Raw genomic sequence first — 20,532 nt, forward strand, 5'->3', positions numbered from 1 at the left:
TTGATTGCTGCATTCTGCGGAGTTATCTATCTGAATATTTAAACAGGATCACATAATTGCTCCAATTGTATAACAAAAAGTGAATCGTTACCACTGTTTTAAAACGACGTTTTGGTGACCCAACAGCTCTTTTAAGCGATATAACACCTGGTGATCCGCATCGATATGAAACGACTCAGGAAGCTTAATCGTCTGTTTTTGCCTTTCATAATAGAGATAAACGCCTGTTTCCCCTTTATGCTCCAGCAAAATGCGCTTAATTTTTGCCAGGATTTCCTGACTGTGTTGACTGCTTTCTATCTTTATATAAACCGATGGCGCTTTTTCGGCATCCATGTTTTCTAACAATTCTGCCCGGGACATAATGAACTGGACCTTGTCCTGTCTTATTTCACATTTGCCCGCTGTGAACAAAAGAGCGCCTTCTCTTAAAACGGGAGAAAGCTGTCTGAATTGTTCTGGGAAGACAACAGCTTCCATTTCGCCGGTTTCATCACTTAGCGTTAAAAACGCCATGTTTTGACCTGTTTTCGTCCGAATCGTTTTGATCTTCGACAGCAGGACTCCGAGAGAAAGCTGCCTTTTGACTGCCTGCTGGGCCTCCAGAATGGATGCTGCTCCGTGCGCAGCCAGCTGTTTACGGAAGGCAGAGAGCGGATGATTTGAAAAATAAATGCCAAGCGTTTCTTTTTCGAACGCAAGCAAATCCACAAGCGGAAGCTCCTCCGTCTCCACATACTTCGGCTTAATCGAAAACGATTCATCTAAAAACAATCCCATTTGGTCATCGTCCGCGGCAAATAGCTCAACATGTTCCAAAGCAACGTCAATGGATGCGAGCAGCGTGGCCCGGTTTTGGCCGAATTCGTCCATCGCACCAGAAAAGATAAGTGCTTCAAGCGTTTTGCGATTTACGCTTTTTGACGGCACGCGAAAGCAGAAGTCGAAAAGATCTTCAAATGGTTTCTCTTTTCTTGCTTTATATATATCTTTGACTGCGGAGACGCCTACACTTTTTATCGCGCGGAGGCTGTATCTGACAGATCCGTCTTCAACTGTAAACGGAAAACTGCTTTTGTTCACTGACGGAGGAAGGATACGAATCCCGCTCCCCTTTGCTTCGTAAAGATATTGAGATATTTTATCCTCATTGCCAATGACGCTTGTCAGCAATCCGCACATAAAATATAACGGATAATGAGCTTTCAAATACGCAAGCTGGCACCCGATCATGCTGTATGCCACCGCATGGCTTCGGTTAAAGCCGTAGTTTGCGAATTTGACGATTAAATCGTAGACTTCATTTGCAGTGTCTACAGAATACTCCTTTTTTAAGCACCCTTCAACAAAATGGCTTCGCTCTTTGTCCAGGATTTCTTTTTTCTTTTTGCTGACCGCCCGTCTCAGCAGGTCCGCTTCGCCTAAAGAAAACCCTGCCATCCGGGAAGCAATCATCATAATTTGTTCCTGATACACAATGACGCCATATGTATCTTCCAAGATGCTCCTTACATCTTCATGGGGATATTGAACAGGCGCCCGGCCGTGTTTACGGTCGATAAATAACGGAATATTTTCCATCGGACCAGGCCGGTACAGCGCATTGACCGCCACAATATCCTCGAGGCCTGAAGGTTTTAGCCGCTTCAGGACGCTTCTCATCCCCGACGATTCAAGCTGGAAAATCCCTGTCGTATCCCCTTTTGACAGCAAGGAGAACGTTTTGCCATCCTGGTAGGAAATATTTGAAAGATCTATTTTGATGTTTTCTTCTTTTTCGATCATTGAAGTGATGGACTCGATAAGCGTCAGGTTGCGTAAGCCTAAGAAATCCATTTTTAAAAGACCCAAGTCTTCAAGATGGTCCATCGCGTATTGCGTCAAATATATCCCTTCATGCCCTTCCTGAAGCGGAACAACATCCGTTAACGGTTCTTCACTCAGGACAACACCTGCTGCGTGGGTTGAGGTATGCCTTGGCAGCCCTTCTATTTTTCGGGCAATTGTATAGACTTGCTGAAGCAGGCTTGACTCCCGAAGCCTCTTATCCAGCTGCGGCGATTGCTGTCTCGCTTCCTCCAGCGTCATGCCCGGCCTTGAAGGGATGAGTTTTGCAAGCTGATCTGCTTCCTTAGGGCTGACGCCGAATACTCTGCCGACGTCCCGGAGTGCCGCTTTTGCCGCAAGTGTTCCAAAAGTGATAATCTGTGCGACGTGCATTGCACCGTATTTCTGCTGAACATATTGGATGACTTCATCCCTTCTTGTATCCGGAAAGTCAATATCAATATCCGGCATGCTGATCCGTTCGGGGTTTAAAAATCGTTCAAACAGCAGGTGATGTTTAATCGGGTCAACATCTGTAATATACAGCACATAAGCCACAAGAGAGCCTGCCGCAGATCCCCTTCCCGGTCCTGTAACGATTCCTTTTTCATGGGCGTGTTTCATAAAATCCCATACGATCAGAAAGTAATCGCTGAACTTCATCCGCTTGATGACGTCAAGCTCATATTGAAGACGGCGAAGATATCGTTCATCAGGCGTGCCAAAACGGCTGCGGAGTCCTGCCATACAGATGTCCGTTAAATAAGCATCAGCGGACGTTCCGTCTGGAGTCGGGAAAGATGGGAGACGGGTCTGTCCGAGGCTGACGTCAACCCGGCATTGTTCTGCGATCTCAACAGAAGCTTGCAGTGCTTCGGGATGCTCTCGATAAATGTTTTGCATTTCTTCAAGTGGCTTCAAATCGAGATCAGGCAGATCTCCGGCTGATTCATCCGTCAGTTTCTCCCCTGCTTTAATCGCTTTCAGACAGCGGTAGGCAGCCTTATCTTCTTTCCTTATGTAATGCACATCGCCAGTCGCTGTAACAGGGATACCCGTTTCTTCAGACAGCCGCAGTATCTGGTCAGACAAGGCTTTATTCCCTTTAAAAGGCTGATAGGAGAAATAGAAAGCTCCCTTTCCGAATATGGATTGAAATTCAAGCGCGGCTTGAGCGGCCTGTTCAAACAGCCCTCCTTCAAGAAGCATTTCAATATATCCTTTTTCGCCGGGCGTCATCGCGATAATGCCTTCTCGATAACTGTTAAGCCATTTCGGCTTTAGCCCGCCTTTTGATTTCGATTGCAGGACGCTGCTGATTTTCAGCAGGTTTTGATAGCCTGTATTTGATTTGGCCAGCAGGACGAGCGGATAGGCTTCAAGCTCGTTATCATCAGTAAAAACAGAGGCCGTCAAACCGATTATCGGGTTGATTCCCCTCGCCTTGCATGCTTTATAAAATTGAATAGCTCCGTACATGACATGATCATCTGTCAGCGCCAAAGACGCATATCCGAGCCTGTCAGCTTCTTTGACGAGCTCTTCCACGGACGCGGCGCTGTTTAGCAGGCTGTACCCACTATGCACTTGCAGGTGAACAAAAGACATGCTATCACCTCTTTCTCCATTACGATCCATTTCTTTCTTCATTATAAGGCGGGTTTTCAAAAGAAACAAATGTTCTTTTTTGACTCATCATCATACTTGTCCTGAAAGCTCAATATGATATAAAAGGTGAGGTGATAAAGATGGATCAAGAAGCAGGATTTATGGTGAATTTTATCAATAGCTACTTCATTGCGTTAGGGGTGCTGATCGGGGGCGCACTCATCGGAGGACTCGGAGCATATTTGGCAGGCGAAGCCCCGCTTACGGCCATTACAAAGCTTGCAAACCGGTTAAAAATATGGGCGCTTGTCGCAGCTATCGGAGGCACCTTTGATGCGGTATACAGCTTTGAACGGGGCATTCTTGAGGGCAATACGAGAGATATCTTTAAGCAGCTTCTTTTGATTATTTCGGCCATGGGCGGCGCGCAAAGCGGCTGGCTCATTATTTCATGGCTGACCCAGGAGCATCTTTCTTCATGAGGGTCCCACAGCATTACAAAAAACCGGGGTGGCAGCGTTTTTTCGCGGGCATGATGTGCGGAGCCGTAATCAGCTGGTTCTTTTTCCTGTTTACTTACGGAACATTCCAAGAGGAGCAGGTCAGCCTCATCGAAAAACAAAAAGAGCACGTAAAAGACTTAAACAATCAAATTTCAATCTATCAGGAAGACCTCCATAAACTGAATGAAGACAATAAAAGAAAACTGCTGATCCAAAGCGTCAGCGTCAAATTAGTGAATGGGGAAAAATATAAAATATCGCAGCCGGAAGAAACAAAATTCGAGGAGCATGTAAAGGATAATATTTCAGAGGTAATTACAAAAGACATAGAGAGCGTCTATCAAACAAAGGATCTTTTGAAACGGACAATCGAAAATAAAGTCTATATGATTAATGAAAAAAAATACGAGGCAACCGTCAAGGAATTAATTATTTATACAAGACTGACAGTAGAACTTGAAATATCATTCGCCGCGTAATTATGGATTTTTTTCAAATTCTCCAAACTTCTGTCGCTTTTTCCCATTCTTTTTTATAAACTATATGTGAGAGGCTTAATGGCGAAAGGAAGGAGGAAGGGAAATGGAGGTTTACAGTGACCGTCAGTTAGCAAAAGATCAAGCAGCCCGGCTCAGACAAGGTTTTTCTGCATATGCCGAAACACACTCACTCGCTTCCCTCATCAAAAAAGAACTTCAATCTCACAATCTCCAAGTCTACGAGGACCTTACTGATTTCGGCTGCTGGTTCATCCCCGTCACAGATGAACACTAAGAGAGAGGGTCTCCCCTCTACTTGTGTTCTTTACATAATGTTTCCAGATCAGCCAAAATCCGATCAGCTTCGTCCCAGCTGTAAATAGAGGCACCTGAAGCAAACGGATGCCCTCCGCCGTTATATTTCCGGGCAAGTCCGTTAATAACAGGCCCTTTCGAACGGAATCTGACTCTGATTTGATCGTCTTCTTCTACGAAAAACACCCAAGCGCGAATACCTGAGATATTGCCAAGCGTCCCGACGAGCTGCGACGCTTCAGAAGCCGTTGTGCCGAACTTTTCAAGCGTATCCTTTTTGATGAAAACAGAAGCGGCGCCGTTTTCGGACAATGACACATTTTGAAAGATAAAGCCGTTAAGCTTCACCACATTCAGTTTTGTTTCATACAATTGATTAAACAACTCTGAGGAAGAGAATGGATACTGAATGAGCTCGCCTGCATATTTTAATGTTTTTTCCGTTGTATTCGGAAATAAGAAGCGTCCGGTATCTCCGACAATGCCGGCATAGATCAGCTCTGCCGCTTTCGTATTCAGCTTCCAGCCGTGCTCTTTTCCTTCTAAATACAGCTCGTAAATCATTTCACTTACTGAGCTTGCGCTTGTATCGACCCAGAGAAGGTCACCGTATGGATCTTCGTTCGGATGATGGTCGATTTTCATCAGTTTGGCGCCTGAAGGATAACGCTGATCATCGATTCTTTCCTGATTTGCCGTATCGCAGACAATGACAAGTGCGCCTTCATATGTTTCATTGTCCACCTCATCAAGGGAATATAAGAAAGAGAGGGACGGCTCAGGCGTGCCGACCGCAAAAATATTTTTTTCAGGGTACGTTTCCCGCAGGATTTCCGTAAGTCCGCACTGTGATCCGTAGGCATCCGGATCAGGACGCACATGTCTATGTAAGATAATCGTGTCATATAATGATATGGTTCTGATCAGTTCTGTTTTCATTTGATACTCCTTTATTGTTTTTATTCATTAAATCACATTCTCTGCCGACGGAAAAGAAAAATAACGTCAAAACCAAGCCCGTTTTTGTATAGAATGGGTTTGTAAACTTTTACGATGGAGGATTTCATTTATGCTGGTTCTTGTTTTTTTGATTGGGCTTTCAGCCTGCTTTTATGTGTTCTATAAAGTAAAAGGCGTACGGTCAAAGCAATCTTTGGAAAAAGAAATCTGTTCAGCAAAATCAAGCATGGCCTTAGGGTCACTGGTCCTGTTCTACGGGCTTAACCAAATGATATTATTCCATTCAGTATTAACGTTAGTAATCGGCGGTATCTTTATCGTCATAGGAGCAGGAAGCGCTTGGGCAGGTTATAAAGCCTACAGGCATTACTATCCCCTTCACGCCAAAGAAGCTGAAAGAGATCACGCGTAAGGGGCGCCTGAACGTCCCTTAGCTTCTTTCCATCAGCTGAACCATCAGCATCGCTTTCGATACGATATGGCCTTGGCTGTGCACTTCAACTTCCATTTTTCCGAACTTTCTGCCGGCCTCCAAAATGCGCGGTTTGACTTCGATAACCGATTCCATCTGCACAGGCTTCAAAAAGAAAATGGTGATGCTTTCTATTACAAGTTCGCCGCGTTTTTTCGAGCGCAAAAACCGGTTTGCCGCTTGCGTCAAAATGGTTGTAAACACACCATAAGAAATGGTTCCGAGCTGATTTGTCATCTGCGGCGTGACTTCATACTCGTAAACCGTTTGATCCTCTTTATCATTATCCTCATCTTTAAATCCCCTTGAAACGATATCATCAAGCTTCTCCCCGACCTGGGGCTGCTTTTGAATCATTTGAAGGGCTTTTAACACGTCTTGGCGGCTGATCATGCCGATCAGTTTTTGGTGGCCGTCAGTGACGGGAAGCACTTCGATCCCTTCCCATACCATCGTTTGCGCCGCTGAGGCGACAGATGTTTTCCCAATAACCGTAACGGGATTTTTGGTCATGACCTTTTCGATGGGTGCGTTTCGGTCATGGCCGGCAATATCTTTTGATGTCAGGATGCCGTGGATTTTCATCTGATCGTCGACAACAGGGAACCGGCCGTGTCCCGTTTCAAAATTTTTCTCATACCACTTTTCAAGTTTATCCTTAGGCGAAAGATATACCGTACGGTCAGCAGGCGTTAGGATGTCCTCCACCAGGACAATTTCTTTTTTGATCAGCTGGTCATAAATCGCCCGGTTAATCATTGCGGCGACTGTAAACGTGTCATAGCTCGTGGATAAAATCGGCAGCTCAAGCTCATCTGCCAGCTGCACAATGCTGTCATCCGTGTTGAAGCCCCCGGTCACCAATACAGCAGCGCCCGCCTCAAGCGCCTGTCTGTGTGCGTTGATTCTGTTTCCGACAATCAAAAGATTCCCCGCTGCGGTGTAACGCATCATTGCGTCCAGCTCCATCGCGCCGATGACGAATTTATTCAATGTCTTATGGAGTCCGGCCCGGCCTCCGAGCACTTGTCCGTCTATGACATTTACAACCTCTGCATAGGTAAGCTTTTCAATATTCTCTTTTTTCTTTTGCTCAATCCTGATTGTGCCCACACGTTCAATTGTGCTGACAAACCCTTTATTCTCTGCTTCCTTGATCGCTCTGTACGCGGTCCCTTCACTTACTTTCATTTCCTTTGCAATTCTTCGCACAGAAATTTTTTCACCGACAGGCAGTGAATCAATATACGTTAATATTTGTTCATGCTTCGTTGCCAAGCCTTTCACCTCTAAGGACAGTCTTCTGCTTTTATTATAAGGGCTCGGAGGATTTGTACGCAATGAGGCTGGAAAATAAAAAAAGAAGCCTGCCCGGCTTCTTATAGCGTTGATTTCGTTCCAGTCAAGCGCAAGGACCTCGTGATCCCTTTTACTTTGTAAAGCGGAAAAGTCTTTATTTTTCTTTTAAATGGATATCAACCGCTGTCTTTACCCTATTTCGATTCCCTATTTTAGATAAAACGAATAAAACAGCAAACAGCCATATTGCTCCTATCGCAGTATAGATCAAAGGATAAACAGCTGTGTTTTCGATCCATTCATTTATCAATGTTCTGGCGTTTACTAGAATAATAAATCCTCCTACAAGCACACCCATCAATTGCGGATGAAATTTTTGCACCAGCCATGCTGCGATAGGAGCAGCGATGATTCCGCCCGCCATTAATGAGCCTACCCATAACCAATTGACATCCTCCCATCCTAATGAAATAAGAAAACCGGCAGTTGCAGATACTGCGATGGCAAATTCACTTGTATCTACAGTCCCTACGACTTTCCTCGGGCTTAAGCCTTTGCGGGATAATAAAATCGGAGTGGTGACGGGGCCCCAGCCGCCCCCGCCTGTGGCATCTGCAAAACCGGCGATCACTCCTAATGGGATGGATTGTTTTCGGCTTAACGGCACGTGTTTTTTCTCAAGAGCAGGCTTGTATTGAAATAAAAATCTGATCAATACATATCCGCCCAGCAGGAGCAAAAACAAAGAAATATAGGGTTTCGCCACATCTCCAGGTAAACGGCTGAGAAATGCCGCGCCTAAAAAAGCGCCTATTGAACCAGGAATGACAAGCTGATAAACGGTTTGTTTGTCAACATTGCCAAATTTAATATGCGACACTCCCGATGCGGCAGTCGTTACGACTTCCGCTAAATGGACAGAAGCCGAAGCCACAGCAGGTGTGATGCTGAAAGCCAATAGCAAGGAAGTTGAGGTAACCCCATAAGCCATACCTAACGAACCGTCTATTAATTGCGATAACAAGCCTATAAATGCAAAAACGATTAATTTCTTCATCAGAACACCCCATCTATATCAATCAGATATTTTTGACTCTTCATTCCTGCATGGATGAATCTAATAATCTCCTAGCGCTTTCATATAAAAAATAAGAGGCTTTTATAATGGCAGTTTCATCAATTGTAAATGCCGGGTGATGCCAATCATGATCGCCGCCTGTTCCAAAAAACGCAAATGATCCGGGAATATGCTCCAGATAGTAAGCAAAATCTTCTCCGGCAGTTGACGGGTCGGGATCAATGACCTGAAGTCTTGCTTTATGTGCAGCGTCTCGCACCAGCTCAGTTATTGCCTCATCATTACAAAGCGGCGGCGGTCCGGATTGCCACTTCACATTTGCCTTTAACGAGAAAGCAGAAGAAATCTGCGCTGCGACAGCCAAAAAACGCTGCTTCACTTGATTACGAACCTCTGAATCAAATGTACGAACAGTGCCCTCGATTGCAACAGTATCCGGGATGACATTCCATGTGCTGCCGCCGTTGATTTTCCCCACGGTGACAATCGCGCTATTTAGCGGGTTTATATTTCTGCTTACAATCGTTTGCAGGGCGACGATGAGCTGAGAGGCGCCGACAATGGGATCAAAACCATTATGCGGCAATGCTGCATGAGCGCCTTTTCCTTGTATCTCTACTTTAAATCGGTCAACAGCAGCCATAAGTGGCCCTGTTTTTAGCCCTATCGTCCCCACTGGTATATCCGGTTTATTGTGAAGGCCAATCACTGCATCAATACTATCCAACTGGCCGTCCTCTATCACTTTTGCAGCGCCGGCGCCTGATTCCTCTGCCGGCTGAAATAATAAACGAATCTTTCCTTTTAGGCTGTCTTGATTTTCCTTTAATAAAAAGGCCGCACCAAGAAGTGCTGCCGTATGAAAATCATGACCGCACGCATGCATGATTCCTTTATGTTTAGACGCATAAGGCAATCCTGTTTTTTCTTCGATTGGCAAGGCGTCAATAACAGCCCTCAAAGCAATTGACGGGCCTTCTGATTCCCCTGCTATGTCTGCGAATACACCTGTTTTCAGTGAAGTTGGACGAATCTGTATCCCCTTTTCTGCAAGGCATTTTTTTATAAAATCAGTTGTTTTAAACTCTTCTTTCGACAGTTCAGGATATTGGTGCAGGTGCCGGCGAATGCCGATGAGCTGTTTTTCCAGCGTTGAGAGATTCACGGGATTATGCCCCTCTTTCAACTTGAGCATGTCATTTTCATTTTCTGCCTGAAATGGATATGTGCCTTCTATATTTCTCCAATAATCCAAAGACATCTTTCCCGCTCCTTTCCCTATCCCAATATATTTTCTTCAGTTTCTTCAATATAAGCAGCAACAAAGCGGCTCAACTTATCAGCAAGACCGCCCGCCCCAAATTTTATATATTTACTGGAAACTTTTTGATCGCCTTCTTTCAAATAGCTTAAAAAAGATAAAATATAGATACGCCTGTAAGCAACTTGTGTAATTCCGTACTCAAAAAACCAATTGTCTATGACATTGTAAACGCCTCGGTTGATGCCATATAGATTGTTACATTTCTTGTAAAAGCAAAGATCCGGAAGATTCAATTCCTGATGGAAAAGCAGGTTTTCTTTTTTGTTTTGTGTTGTAATCCCAATCAGTTCAAAGCGTTTTGCCGCGCATGAAATATCTTTTTTGATTTGCTTTTTTAAAGACTCCAAAGAATCAAACCTTCTTTCTTCTCTAATTTTAAAGAGAATACTGCATTCAACCATTTCTCCATAGATGTCTTTATGAAAGTCAAACAAAAAAATCTCCAATGTCTTTTTAAGGTGAGAGCCGACCGTTGGTTTCACGCCGATATTCATAACCCCTAAATGAAATTGATGATTGACTGCCGCCAGAACCCCATAAACCCCATCATGCAGCCCATTCAGTTTCGCATCTACATTTGCCGTGGGGAATCCCAGCTTTCTGCCTAATTGTTTTCCTTTCACAACCGTACCCGCAATGATTGTCAAAAAAGTCATCCTCCCCTCTCAGCTTCCGCTTCTGATCAAACGGCACCTAATTTGATGAATGTAACACGGACTGATGCAGGGGAATGCCGAGACCGAGATTTTCCCGCAATGTCCCGCCGCGATAATCTTGACGATAAAGCCCTCTTACTTGAAGAATCGGAATCACTTTTTCTACAAAAGCATCAAGTGTTCCCGGTATATCCGACCCGATGATAAACCCATCAGCCGCCTCAGCGTTGAACCAGGCCTCAATTAAGGATGCGACATGCTTTGGTGTGCCGATGAATAGAGGCCGCGGAAAAGCCATTTCCTGTGCTACCTCCCGCAATGTCAGATTTCTGGCTTTTGCTTCTCTCTTAATCCGGTCCGTTGTGCTTTGAAACGCATTCTTTCCGACATCGCCAATATCGGGGAACGGTTCATCCAGCGGGTAAACACTCAGATCATAATCATCAAAAAAACGGGCCAAATAGGTAACAGCATTTTCAATCGGAATCAACTCTGCAAATTCACGATACTTCTTTTCTGCCTCTTCTTCCGTATCTGCCACAATCGGACTGATCCCTGGAAAAATCCGTACACTGGAAGGATCACGCCCTTCTGCAGCAGCGCGCCTTTTCACATCCGCATAAAACGCTTTTGTCTCTTCTAATGAATTGGAATGGGTAAAAATCGCATCTGCATTTTTGGCGGCAAACTGCCGTCCTGTTTCTGATGAACCCGCTTGAAACACTACAGGCTCCCCCTGTTTAGAACGCCCGATATTCAAGGGCCCCTCTACTTGAAAATACTTTCCTTTGTGATTCAGGCGATGAAGCTTCGCCGGATCAAAAAATCGCCCTGTTTTTTTATTGTGTGTAAATGCATCATGCTCCCAGGAATTCCACAGCCCGCGCACAACATCCAAATGCTCCTGTGCAATCTCGTAACGCTCGGTGTGTTCTGGCAGGCTGGTCTTACTATGGTTGCGTGCCGCTCCTTCCTGCGGAGAAGTAACCAGATTCCATCCGGCCCTGCCCCCGCTGATATGGTCCAGCGACATCAATTGTCTGGAGATGGTGAATGGCTCAGTAAAAGATGTAGAGAACGTTCCTACTAAACCAATATTTTTCGTGACCGATGCAAGCGCCGATAATATGGTGATGGGCTCAAATCGGTTTAAAAAATGGGGAATTGATTTTTCAGAAATAAATAAGCCATCTGCAATGAAAATAAAACTGAACAAGCCTTTTTCGGCTGTTTGCGCCTTTTGCCTGTAGAATTCAATATTCGTACTCGCCGAGGGATCGATATCGGGATGACGCCAGCCGTCGGTTGTTCCCCCGACACCGTGAATCATGGCTCCAAACTGAATAAAATCAGATCGTGTCATCTTCTTGCCTCCTTTATCTGTGCATAATTGGCAAGTGCAAGCTCAAGGTGTTCAATGCCGATTTCAGTTACCCCTTGATAATGATTGCCGTTACCGATTTCGACCACAGGCACATGGCGTATCCCATACTTCGCCTGTAAAATATCCCGCAGCTCTTCTTTCTCCGAAACATCGATATTTTGGAATGATAATCCTTTTTCATTCAAATAATTCTTGACTTCCCCGCAATATGAACAGCCTTTTTTACTCCAAACCACAATGTTCACAACATCACTCATGCTTCCGTCCCCCTTAACGTTTTGCAGCTAAAACCGCATCGCTCAGCAGCTGATAAGACAGCTGTTTTTCGCCAGCATTTTTGATCGGTGTAAAAATAACAAAATCATTGATGTCGTATGTGTCTGATAAACGTTTTAATTCTTCTGCCGCTTCTTCCTTCGTTCCGGCAATCACCCCGGTTTTTTGCACGAGGATCTCATACGGCTGGCTGACGTTTTCTAGATAGGCTTCAGCCTGTTCACGGGTGCCGACGTTGACCCTCCGCCCGTCTTGTAAAACCACTTTTATCGATTCACGCGACACAATATGTTTTTCAGCTTCTTCTTTTGTATGTGCCGCAAAAACAGCGGGAGCAAGATGAAATTCGGCCTCAGAGCCTGGCGGCAAATGTGAGTCAAAGGCTCGGCGCGCTTCTTTCAGCACTTCCTCTTCACCGTTAATAAAATATGCAAAGACGAAAGAGATTCCCAGTTTTGCAGCTGAAATGGCACTCTCTGCGCTTCCTCCCAGCAGATAAATTCCCGGCTTCTGTTCAACCCGCGGAGCAGGACGCAATGCCGCATAGCGGTGGCTATCAGGAAAATCATCCCGAATGAAATGAGTAAGCTCCTCCAGCTTTTCATCAAACTGGCGCGCCGGTTTTTCATATTCAGCCTGCAGCGCGTCTGTGGACAGCTGAAACCCGCCGGGCGCTTTGCCCACTCCGAGATCTATACGGCCGGGAGCTAACGCCGACAGAAGATGGAACTGCTCCGCCACTTTGTAAGGGCTGTAATGCTGCAGCATCACCCCGCCTGATGCTAACCGAATTTTCTTTGTGCTTGCGGCAAGATAGCCTAAAAGAACCTCAGGCGCAGAGCCTGCGATTTCATCATTGTTGTGATGTTCAGCCACCCAAAAACGATGATACCCACACTCTTCAGCCATCTGTGCCAAGTTCACCGTGTGCTGTAATGTATCGGCTGCTGTCTCCCCTTCACCAATCAAGCTTTGATCTAAAATACTTAAGCGGATCATATCACCGGCTCCTTTATGTGTTCTTTTGGTTCAAATAAATATTCCGGCGAAACGCGGCGGAGAAACTGTCTCGTTCTTTCTTTTTTGGTATGGCGGAAGACTTCTTCCGGAGTTCCTTGTTCAACAATGACTCCATTATCCATAAAAACAACTTGATCAGAGACCCTTCTTGCAAACTCCATTTCATGTGTAACAACAATCATGGTGGCTCCGGTTTTCACGATATCCAGCATCACTTCAAGGACTTCACCGACCAGCTCCGGGTCAAGCGCAGCCGTCGGCTCATCGAACAGCAGCACATCCGGATGAATGGCAAGCGCCCTCGCTATTCCAACCCTCTGTTTTTGTCCACCCGATAATTGACTCGGATAAGCGTTCAATTTGTCTAGAAGCCCGACCTTTCTCAGTTCATTTTCAGCTATGGCATGCGCGTCTTGTTTTCTCATTTTCCGTGCGATCGTCAAGCCCTCCATGACATTTTCAATCACCGTTTTGTGAGCAAACAGATGATATTGCTGAAATACCATTGCCGTCTGTTTTCTCAGCCAGTGAATGTCTTTTTTGGACGGATAGCTGCAATTAATCACTTTGTCGTGTAAAGAAATGACCCCTTCGTCCGGCCGTTCTAATAAATTCAGGCAGCGTAAAAAGGTGGTTTTCCCTGAACCGCTAGGACCTATAATGGTTACAACTTCTCCCTTGCGTACAGTGAGATTTATCCCTTTTAATACATGGTGAATGCCAAACTGTTTATGGATATTTTTAATCTCAATCATAATGCGCCTCCTTGAAATCTGGCTGCCTTTCTCTCTAATACTCCATTTGCGGTTTCCAAGATTAGAGTCAGCGCCCAATAGATAATCGCCGCTCCGATAAAAGCTTCTAAAAATGCATAATTATCAGAAGCAACGATAGTCGCTGTCCCCGTTATCTCAGGAACAGCCACTATAGCCGCGATAGAGGTTGTATGCAAAAAGCCGATGCCCAAATTTGTGAAGTTCGGGATTGAAACCATCAGCGCCTGCGGCAATATCACACGGCGAAAGGTTTGGCTATGTGTCAGGCCGATTGAATAAGCTGCTTCGACCTGTCCGGTATCCATCGCCAGAATGCCCGACCGGATGATTTCTGTCAGATAAGCTCCGGCAGTTAAAGACAAAGCCATGATGACAAACACGGCGACCGGTATCTGATTAGCGGACCAGCCAAGATGAAAAAAACTGCTGACTTGATCTGCAATCGGCGGTATCCCTAAATAAATCAGCATAATGTGAAGGATTGCAGGTGTACTTCGAAAAAATGACACATAAAACCTTGAGCAAGCCATCAAACCTTTAATCCTGAAAATTCTAATAATTATATTTCCAAGAGCCACGAGAAATCCAAACACGATCGGCAAAACAGCCATTATCAATGTCAGCGGAATGGTCTTTATCATTTCTTTCATGGCGGAAGCGATAAATGGAAAGTCAAATTGCAATCTTCTCCCTCCTCATCCCAAGAAAAATATCAATGTATGTTCATGTCAAAAACGGTAACAAGCCTTGTTTGATTCTTCTTGATTCGGTTTTCGGCCAATCTAAAGAACCATTCGAATAAAACCGCAACGGCATAATAAACAATCGATAGCGCAATGTAAACTTCAAGAGAATGATTGCTTGAGGTGATCAGGGTTTGGCCTCTTCCGGACATATCCATGACACCTATTGAAAAAGCAAGAGACGTATCTTTTAAAGAACTAATCACCATGTTTCCCATATTCGGAAAAGCCTGCACAAGTGCCTGGGGCAGAACGATGCGCCTGAAGGCCTGCCTTCCGCTCAGGCCAATGCTGTACGCCGCTTCCGTTTGGCCTTTATCTACACTCCCCACGCCCGCTCGAATGATTTCAGCGGCTGCCGCTGCATTGCTTAACGCATAAGTTGCGACAGCAGCATAAAACGGGTCCATTTTTGATGTATCAATCCCGATAAGCCCCGTCAGAGCCGGGATTCCATAAAACACGATGAAAAGCTGCACCATAATGGGCGTTCCCCTGAAAAACGAGATATACACTTTTGCCAATTGATTTACAATAGGAATGTTGTAAATGCGGGGCAGCGCCAGAAAGAGCCCCAATACAAATCCGAAAAGCAATGACAGTGTTAAAATGTATAATGTAACCGGCAAATAACCGGTTAACGTCGGCACAAAATCTGCAATCATGTTGATATCAAACGCTTTTTCCATCACTGCTCCCTCTCTTTTTACTTAATACTGCTCCTTGGAATAATCGTCTCCAAGCCATTTCAAACTGAGTTTTTTCAGCGTTCCGTCATCAATGATTTCCTGTAAGGCTTTATCAATATCGTCACTTAACGTTTGTTCATTTTTATTAAACATAAAATACACTTTGGCATTCGAAAGCACATCACCGACGGTTTTTTCTTTAATAGCGCTCGTTTCGTTTTGAAAATCTACTGCAAAAGGCGTTGAAATGGTCGCGTCCGCACGCCCTGATTTCAGCTGATTCGCGGTCTCATTCGCGCCTTGCCCCTCATAGGCAATCTTAAATGGGCGTCCATTTTCCTCATTCCATTCCTTCAGTACAAGCGCTCCGTTGGAGGTTGCGCTCGTAATCACCCGTTTTCCTTTTAAATCTTCAATCCCTTGAATCGTATTGTTATCTTGCAGCACGGTAATTTTTAAAGGAAAATGATTGTAGGCTACCTTGTTAAACAGAAATTTTTTCTCACGCTCTTTGCTTTTCTCCATTTGGTGTGCCACGATATCGACTTTATGCTGTCCGAGGCTGACAAGCAGGTTGGAAAATTCCATCGTTTTAAACGTGAATTTATAATTTGGCAGGCGTTTATCAAGCTCTTTGATCAGTTCGACATCATAACCGGTTAAATCGCCTTTTTCATCGATAAAGCAAATATTCGGAAATTGAGTTCCGGTTCCGACCGTGATTGTCTTTATCTTCTTTTGCTCGGCTCCCGTCGTTTGATTGTCTGCGCCGCAAGCCGACAGAACCGTAATAAGTGAAAATAATATTGTTATAAATGCTGCTTTTGTTCTCATCTCATCGCCCCATTTATTTTTCAAAACTTGATTTTGAATAATCTGCACCGAGCCATTTCCGGCTTAGTTTTTTTAACGTTCCGTTTTTCTCCAGCTTTTTAATCGCTTGATCCGTGGCATCCGCCAAGGTTTGGCTGCCTTTATTGAACATAAAGTACACCTCGGTATCTAATAACACGTCACCGACTGTCTTTTGGCGGAAGGCGTGCGTTTTATTCTGAAAATCAACGGCAAATGGTGTTGATATCGTTGCGTCGGCGCGCCCGGTTTCAATTTGATTGGCGGTGTCATTGCTTCCCTGTCCTGCGTATTTCAAATGAATCGGGCTGCCGTGCGTTTTGTTGTACTTCGTTATATAATCGGCCGCATTTGACGTGGCACCGACAATGACTGTTTTTCCGTGTAAGTCTTTTAATGTATGAATCTTGTTATTATCCTCTCTCACCGTGATGTACATCGGCGAGTAGTTATACGGCACTTTATGATATAAAAAACGCTTTTCTCGTTCTTTATTTTTGGCCATGTTGTGCGCGATCACATCAATTTTTTTATTTCCGAGGCTCGTCAGCAGATTTGAGAAATCCATCGTTTTAAATTCAAATGTATATTGCGGTAATTCCTTATCGATGGCTTTCATCCCTTCAATGTCATACCCGGTCAAATCGCCTTTTTCATTTAAAAACGCAATATTCGGAAAATCTGTTCCAGTACCGACTATGACTGTTTGAACCTGACGATCTGTTTTATTATTTGTTTCCGAGCCGCACCCGCCAAGTAACGCAACCACCGACAGCAGCAAAACCATTCCCATACGCTTATTCATAGGCTGCCTCACATTATGCCCAGCTTGGCGCACCTAAAAGCGCCGGGTTAAATCGTTCCGGAATCAGAACCTTATGCATCATCACACCTATGTCCCCGTCTTTTTCCTGCTCAAAGTACACTTCATACCCTCTCCTTCTGTACATGTCGGCAAGCCAAGGATGCTTGCGCGCCGAAGTGCCTAGCGTCAGCGCAGGCGCCTTCAGCATATCTCGAAGCACTTTTTCTTCTACGTACGTCAGCAGCTTGCTTCCGGCGCCCTGCCCTTTATATTCCGGAAGCGTCGCAAACCACCAAACAAACGGATATTTTGAAGGAGGGGTCTCACTCTCCCATGGAAACCTGATGGTAATTGTTGAAATTAGCTTCCCATCCCGCTCCAGCACGACCGCTGAATGATTTTCGATATTCTCTGACACCATATGGATGTCAGCTCTCGTGGAAGGCCAATCAATATCAAGCTGCCGAATTGGCTGAAAAGCGCTGTTAACCAATTTCAACAACTCCGGTGCATCTTCAACAGTTGCCAATCGAAAAATATCCTTACTCATTTCTGGCACTCCCCCTCATAAAATATACAATTCCTATTTGTTTACTAAGCTTTTATTGTTTATACTATAAAGCATACTTTTATCTTTGACTAATCAAAAAAAGTAAACCTTCACTTCAGTAATTTTGATGATGAAAAACAGGAGGGAGCACATTGGAGTTTCGCTCAATTAAAACGTTTCATACGATTGTAAAATTCGGAAGCTTCTATAAAGCTGCGGAAATACTAAACTACTCGCAGCCGACGATATCGATGCGTATGAAGCAATTAGAGCAGGATTTAGGCGTACAGTTGTTTGAAAGAGGAAAAAACCTGCAGCTGACAAAAGCGGGGAAACTTTTTTATGAACGAACAGGAGATCTTTTGACTCAATACGAGGCGCTTAAACACAACCTCTCCGACTTAAAGGAAGAAGAGGCAGGCATCATTAACATAGGAGTTTCAGAGCCGACTGCCAGTCTGATATTCCCTGACATTTTAAAGGATTTCTTAAAGGATTACCCAAAGATAACGGTTAATATCAACGTTGATGACGCCAATACCTGCAGTCAAAAGCTCTTAGACGGGACGATTGATTTTGCAGTGTGCGGCGAGCCGGAATTGATTCTCGAAAACTACTATCACCCATTTTTTTATGACACATTAAATGTGCTTGTATCTGATCGCCATCCGCTCGCTGAGAAGAAGGCTGTTCATTTATCTGATTTAGAAGGAGAGTGCTTTATATTTACGCCTGCCAATTGCCCTATTCGCATACAAATTGAACAACACTTACATAGAGAACTCGGCAATCGTTACAGAAAAATGGAGCTCACAAGCAGCATGGCGCATAAATATTACGTGCGGGAAAACATTGGGATTTCAATCTTCACCAGCACTGCACATTCTAAAACGCTTAACGGCACTAAAGTCATCCCCATTCTGAATATGGATATTGCACCTCCTATAGGGCTGTTAACAAATCGAAAAGAAAATCATTTTGACTGCGCCACGAAGGACTTGATTGCCCGGCTGACCAAACGTTTTCATCAGCGCAGCAAAGAATTGGAAGGAAACTCTGATAAAGCCATTACAGGATAACAAGCTGCCACCTGTTTCTCAAAAAATAAAAAACATCTCCTGAACAATCAGGAGATGTTATCACCGTTTAAAGCTCGATCGTCTCACCGACCGCCATGACTTTACCGACTCCGCCCGGCAGGCTGTCAGCGAATGCCTCAGGGTCTTGTTCGATAACCGGGAATGTATTGTAATGAACCGGCACGACCTGTTTTGCCCGCAGCCATTCAGCGGCAAGCTTGGCATCTTCAGGCCCCATCGTAAAGTTATCGCCAATCGGCAAGAAGGCAAGGTCAATATGATTCAATTCGCCAATCAGCTTCATATCAGAGAAAAGAGCCGTATCGCCCGCGTGGAAAATCGTTTTATCTTCTACTGTCAGTAAAATACCGGCTGGCATGCCTGTATAAGTAATCGTCTTGTTTTCCTCATCTGTGATGGCTGATCCGTGAAAGGCCTGTGTGAGCTTCACTTTTCCAAAATCGAACTGGCGGGAGCCGCCGATGTGCATTGGATGAACATTCAAGCCTTTCCAGCCTAGGTACACGGCGAGCTCGTTCGGAGCTACAACCAGCGCGTTGTTTTGCTTGGCGATTTGCTCAGTGTCGCCGACATGATCATTGTGGCCGTGCGTCAATAAGATGACGTCTGCTTTTACATCCTCCGGCTTTACATCTGTTAACGAATTCCCTGTCAAAAACGGATCAAATATAATATGATGGTCCTTCGTTTCCACTGTGATTACAGAATGTCCGTGATATGTCACTTTCATTTCTTTCACCTCGTCACGTTATTTTAATTTTTTAATTTCCCTTTTCAAAAAGCTGAAAAACTTATGTTGTTTGATTCTTATTAATGACATTGAGGCCTCCGGTGGCTTCAATGACAGTCCCTGTCACAAGGTCTGAATTCTCTTCACACAAGAAGGCAATAATCCGGGCGATATCCTCGCCTGTACCGGATCTCCCTATCGGCGTTTTTTCTTTGCCGATCCGCTTTCTGGCTTCCTCTATTGACGCTTCCTTCATGTCCCCGACAATGTCCCCCGGGCAAACCATGTTGGCGGTTATGCCGAATTCGGCTTCTTCAATGGCAATGGTCTTCGTCAAAGAAGCCAAACCCACTTTCGCAGCGCCAAATGCCGATCGGTGAAGCCAGCCGGGTGCGTGCGCCGCTCCTTGAAATCCGTACGTGATGATGCGGCCGAATTGCTGTTTTCTCATAATAGGAATAACCGCTTTGAATAAATGAAAGACGGCGCTTAAATTTCCTTCCAGCATACCGTACCATTCATCATCAGTATAATCGGCTAATTTTTTACGTTCAAATATGTATGGTCCCGCGTTGTTAATCAAAAAGTCGATCCTTCCGAAGCGGTTTAAAGCAGTCTCTGCAATACGCAGCAGATCTTCTTTTTTGGTGACATCTCCTTTTACAAATTGCAGCCGGTCAAGACAATCAGGACAGGCTTCCTTCAGGCGGCTCACAGCCTCCTCATCCTGCCTGTAATTGACTGTTACTGAATACCCCTTTGCAAGCAACGTCTCAGTCACTTTGCGGCCTAAACCCTTCGAACCGGCAGTAATTAAAGCATGTCGCACATGAATACCTCCCAAAGCAACGTCGCCGCTTTCATAAAGTGTTTCTTTTTCTACTTTACTATAAAAGCCCATCAATATCACTTTTTACACTTTGACATACAAAAAAAGCTGCCTGTACAGACAGCTTATTCTGCAGAAGATGAAGACTCCTGATCAGGCATATCGACATAACCGCTTTGATATGCTTCTGAAATGAGCCTTGTTGTCTCCTGGCTTTCTTGTTCATCATAAATATAGCGTTCCGGTTCTTTTTTCAT

22 protein-coding genes and 1 pseudogene are annotated in these 20,532 nt (G+C 44.7%); 5 read left to right on the plus strand and 18 right to left on the minus strand.

What is annotated here, in order from left to right; all coding sequences use genetic code 11:
* Positions 1–87: 87 nt before the first annotated feature.
* Positions 88–3,435, minus strand: a complete 3,348-nt coding sequence (gene dnaE, locus BSI_RS13680; protein ID WP_003237799.1) for a DNA polymerase III subunit alpha — start codon at positions 3,433–3,435, stop codon at positions 88–90.
* A gap of 140 nt (positions 3,436–3,575) precedes the next feature.
* Here dnaE and ytrH point away from each other — a divergent pair, with 140 nt between their 5' ends.
* The 3 genes from ytrH (at position 3,576) to BSI_RS13665 (ending at position 4,712) form a co-directional block, all read left to right on the plus strand.
* The gene (ytrH, locus tag BSI_RS13675) at positions 3,576–3,917 is read left to right on the plus strand and encodes a sporulation membrane protein YtrH (RefSeq protein WP_003223537.1); all 342 of its coding nucleotides are present in this window, start codon (positions 3,576–3,578) and stop codon (positions 3,915–3,917) included.
* Entirely contained in the window at positions 3,914–4,417 is a 504-nt protein-coding gene (gene ytrI / locus BSI_RS13670; protein ID WP_003237800.1) for a sporulation membrane protein YtrI, read from the plus strand. The genes ytrH and ytrI overlap by 4 nt, the downstream gene beginning before the upstream one ends.
* Before the next feature lie 103 nt (positions 4,418–4,520).
* On the plus strand, positions 4,521–4,712 hold the full coding sequence (locus BSI_RS13665; protein WP_003223533.1) for a YtzJ family protein: 192 nt from the start codon (positions 4,521–4,523) through the stop codon (positions 4,710–4,712).
* A 17-nt stretch (positions 4,713–4,729) separates the two neighbouring features.
* Here BSI_RS13665 and nrnA read toward each other — a convergent pair whose 3' ends face one another.
* Entirely contained in the window at positions 4,730–5,671 is a 942-nt protein-coding gene (nrnA, locus tag BSI_RS13660) for a bifunctional oligoribonuclease/PAP phosphatase NrnA (RefSeq protein WP_003237803.1), read from the minus strand.
* A 130-nt stretch (positions 5,672–5,801) separates the two neighbouring features.
* Between nrnA and BSI_RS13655 the strand changes: the two genes are divergently transcribed.
* Positions 5,802–6,104 carry a YtpI family protein gene (locus BSI_RS13655; RefSeq protein ID WP_003237807.1) on the plus strand — a complete coding sequence of 101 codons (303 nt, stop codon included), beginning with the start codon at positions 5,802–5,804 and terminating at the stop codon, positions 6,102–6,104.
* Between the two features lie 18 nt (positions 6,105–6,122).
* On the opposite strand, the gene BSI_RS13650 is transcribed toward BSI_RS13655, so the two are convergent.
* From BSI_RS13650 to snaA, 13 genes and pseudogenes are all read right to left on the minus strand, one after another.
* Entirely contained in the window at positions 6,123–7,442 is a 1,320-nt protein-coding gene (locus BSI_RS13650) for a CBS domain-containing protein (protein ID WP_003237809.1), read from the minus strand.
* 175 nt (positions 7,443–7,617) lie between these two features.
* Positions 7,618–8,520, minus strand: coding sequence for a sulfite exporter TauE/SafE family protein (locus tag BSI_RS13645; protein WP_003237811.1), 903 nt, complete (start codon positions 8,518–8,520; stop codon positions 7,618–7,620).
* Positions 8,521–8,538: 18 nt separating this feature from the next.
* A pseudogene (locus BSI_RS13640) lies at positions 8,539–9,802 on the minus strand (M20 peptidase aminoacylase family protein).
* A 17-nt stretch (positions 9,803–9,819) separates the two neighbouring features.
* Complete coding sequence (gene ribR / locus BSI_RS13635) at positions 9,820–10,512, minus strand: RNA-binding riboflavin kinase RibR (protein WP_003237816.1); 693 nt, start codon at positions 10,510–10,512, stop codon at positions 9,820–9,822.
* Between the two features lie 46 nt (positions 10,513–10,558).
* Positions 10,559–11,884 carry an LLM class flavin-dependent oxidoreductase gene (locus BSI_RS13630; RefSeq protein ID WP_003237818.1) on the minus strand — a complete coding sequence of 442 codons (1,326 nt, stop codon included), beginning with the start codon at positions 11,882–11,884 and terminating at the stop codon, positions 10,559–10,561.
* On the minus strand, positions 11,881–12,162 hold the full coding sequence (locus BSI_RS13625; protein ID WP_003237820.1) for a glutaredoxin family protein: 282 nt from the start codon (positions 12,160–12,162) through the stop codon (positions 11,881–11,883). Before BSI_RS13625 ends, BSI_RS13630 begins: the two co-directional genes overlap by 4 nt.
* Positions 12,163–12,175: 13 nt before the next feature.
* Positions 12,176–13,180, minus strand: coding sequence for an LLM class flavin-dependent oxidoreductase (locus BSI_RS13620; protein WP_003237822.1), 1,005 nt, complete (start codon positions 13,178–13,180; stop codon positions 12,176–12,178).
* The gene (gene tcyN / locus BSI_RS13615) at positions 13,177–13,956 is read right to left on the minus strand and encodes a sulfur-containing amino-acid ABC transporter ATP-binding protein TcyN (RefSeq protein ID WP_003237823.1); all 780 of its coding nucleotides are present in this window, start codon (positions 13,954–13,956) and stop codon (positions 13,177–13,179) included. The genes BSI_RS13620 and tcyN overlap by 4 nt, the downstream gene beginning before the upstream one ends.
* Positions 13,953–14,660: a sulfur-containing amino acid ABC transporter permease TcyM gene (gene tcyM, locus BSI_RS13610; protein ID WP_003237825.1), complete on the minus strand. Its 708-nt coding sequence runs from the start codon at positions 14,658–14,660 to the stop codon at positions 13,953–13,955. The genes tcyN and tcyM overlap by 4 nt, the downstream gene beginning before the upstream one ends.
* Before the next feature lie 29 nt (positions 14,661–14,689).
* The gene (gene tcyL, locus BSI_RS13605; protein WP_003237826.1) at positions 14,690–15,409 is read right to left on the minus strand and encodes a sulfur-containing amino acid ABC transporter permease TcyL; all 720 of its coding nucleotides are present in this window, start codon (positions 15,407–15,409) and stop codon (positions 14,690–14,692) included.
* A 21-nt stretch (positions 15,410–15,430) separates the two neighbouring features.
* Positions 15,431–16,243 (minus strand): amino acid ABC transporter substrate-binding protein, encoded by an 813-nt coding sequence (locus BSI_RS13600; RefSeq protein WP_003237828.1) that lies wholly within the window; start codon positions 16,241–16,243, stop codon positions 15,431–15,433.
* Positions 16,244–16,256: 13 nt separating this feature from the next.
* Complete coding sequence (gene tcyJ, locus BSI_RS13595) at positions 16,257–17,066, minus strand: sulfur-containing amino acid ABC transporter substrate-binding protein TcyJ (protein WP_003237829.1); 810 nt, start codon at positions 17,064–17,066, stop codon at positions 16,257–16,259.
* 13 nt (positions 17,067–17,079) lie between these two features.
* Positions 17,080–17,616, minus strand: coding sequence for an N-acetyltransferase SnaA (snaA, locus tag BSI_RS13590; protein WP_003237831.1), 537 nt, complete (start codon positions 17,614–17,616; stop codon positions 17,080–17,082).
* 152 nt (positions 17,617–17,768) lie between these two features.
* Between snaA and BSI_RS13585 the strand changes: the two genes are divergently transcribed.
* Complete coding sequence (locus BSI_RS13585; RefSeq protein WP_003237833.1) at positions 17,769–18,695, plus strand: LysR family transcriptional regulator; 927 nt, start codon at positions 17,769–17,771, stop codon at positions 18,693–18,695.
* Between the two features lie 67 nt (positions 18,696–18,762).
* Here the strand turns inward: BSI_RS13585 and BSI_RS13580 are convergent, their stop codons facing one another.
* From BSI_RS13580 to BSI_RS23020, 3 genes are all read right to left on the minus strand, one after another.
* Positions 18,763–19,446, minus strand: a complete 684-nt coding sequence (locus tag BSI_RS13580) for a metal-dependent hydrolase (protein ID WP_003237834.1) — start codon at positions 19,444–19,446, stop codon at positions 18,763–18,765.
* Positions 19,447–19,507: 61 nt separating this feature from the next.
* Positions 19,508–20,275 (minus strand): SDR family oxidoreductase, encoded by a 768-nt coding sequence (locus tag BSI_RS13575; protein ID WP_003237838.1) that lies wholly within the window; start codon positions 20,273–20,275, stop codon positions 19,508–19,510.
* 125 nt (positions 20,276–20,400) lie between these two features.
* Positions 20,401–20,532: a hypothetical protein gene (locus BSI_RS23020; protein ID WP_003237840.1), complete on the minus strand. Its 132-nt coding sequence runs from the start codon at positions 20,530–20,532 to the stop codon at positions 20,401–20,403.

Origin of the sequence: Bacillus inaquosorum KCTC 13429 (genome assembly GCF_000332645.1) — a bacterium.
Taxonomy (GTDB): domain Bacteria; phylum Bacillota; class Bacilli; order Bacillales; family Bacillaceae; genus Bacillus; species Bacillus inaquosorum.

Bases quoted from the DNA above. Each gene is read 5' to 3' on its own strand.
- dnaE (WP_003237799.1), bottom strand. From the start codon at position 3,435: ATGTCTTTTGTTCACCTGCAAGTGCATAGTGGGTACAGCCTGCTAAAC.
- ytrH (WP_003223537.1), top strand. From the start codon at position 3,576: ATGGATCAAGAAGCAGGATTTATGGTGAATTTTATCAATAGCTACTTC.
- ytrI (WP_003237800.1), top strand. From the start codon at position 3,914: ATGAGGGTCCCACAGCATTACAAAAAACCGGGGTGGCAGCGTTTTTTC.
- BSI_RS13665 (WP_003223533.1), top strand. From the start codon at position 4,521: ATGGAGGTTTACAGTGACCGTCAGTTAGCAAAAGATCAAGCAGCCCGG.
- nrnA (WP_003237803.1), bottom strand. From the start codon at position 5,671: ATGAAAACAGAACTGATCAGAACCATATCATTATATGACACGATTATC.
- BSI_RS13655 (WP_003237807.1), top strand. From the start codon at position 5,802: ATGCTGGTTCTTGTTTTTTTGATTGGGCTTTCAGCCTGCTTTTATGTG.
- BSI_RS13645 (WP_003237811.1), bottom strand. From the start codon at position 8,520: ATGAAGAAATTAATCGTTTTTGCATTTATAGGCTTGTTATCGCAATTA.
- BSI_RS13630 (WP_003237818.1), bottom strand. From the start codon at position 11,884: ATGACACGATCTGATTTTATTCAGTTTGGAGCCATGATTCACGGTGTC.
- BSI_RS13625 (WP_003237820.1), bottom strand. From the start codon at position 12,162: ATGAGTGATGTTGTGAACATTGTGGTTTGGAGTAAAAAAGGCTGTTCA.
- BSI_RS13620 (WP_003237822.1), bottom strand. From the start codon at position 13,180: ATGATCCGCTTAAGTATTTTAGATCAAAGCTTGATTGGTGAAGGGGAG.
- tcyN (WP_003237823.1), bottom strand. From the start codon at position 13,956: ATGATTGAGATTAAAAATATCCATAAACAGTTTGGCATTCACCATGTA.
- tcyL (WP_003237826.1), bottom strand. From the start codon at position 15,409: ATGGAAAAAGCGTTTGATATCAACATGATTGCAGATTTTGTGCCGACG.
- BSI_RS13600 (WP_003237828.1), bottom strand. From the start codon at position 16,243: ATGAGAACAAAAGCAGCATTTATAACAATATTATTTTCACTTATTACG.
- tcyJ (WP_003237829.1), bottom strand. From the start codon at position 17,066: ATGAATAAGCGTATGGGAATGGTTTTGCTGCTGTCGGTGGTTGCGTTA.
- snaA (WP_003237831.1), bottom strand. From the start codon at position 17,616: ATGAGTAAGGATATTTTTCGATTGGCAACTGTTGAAGATGCACCGGAG.
- BSI_RS13580 (WP_003237834.1), bottom strand. From the start codon at position 19,446: ATGAAAGTGACATATCACGGACATTCTGTAATCACAGTGGAAACGAAG.
- BSI_RS23020 (WP_003237840.1), bottom strand. From the start codon at position 20,532: ATGAAAAAAGAACCGGAACGCTATATTTATGATGAACAAGAAAGCCAG.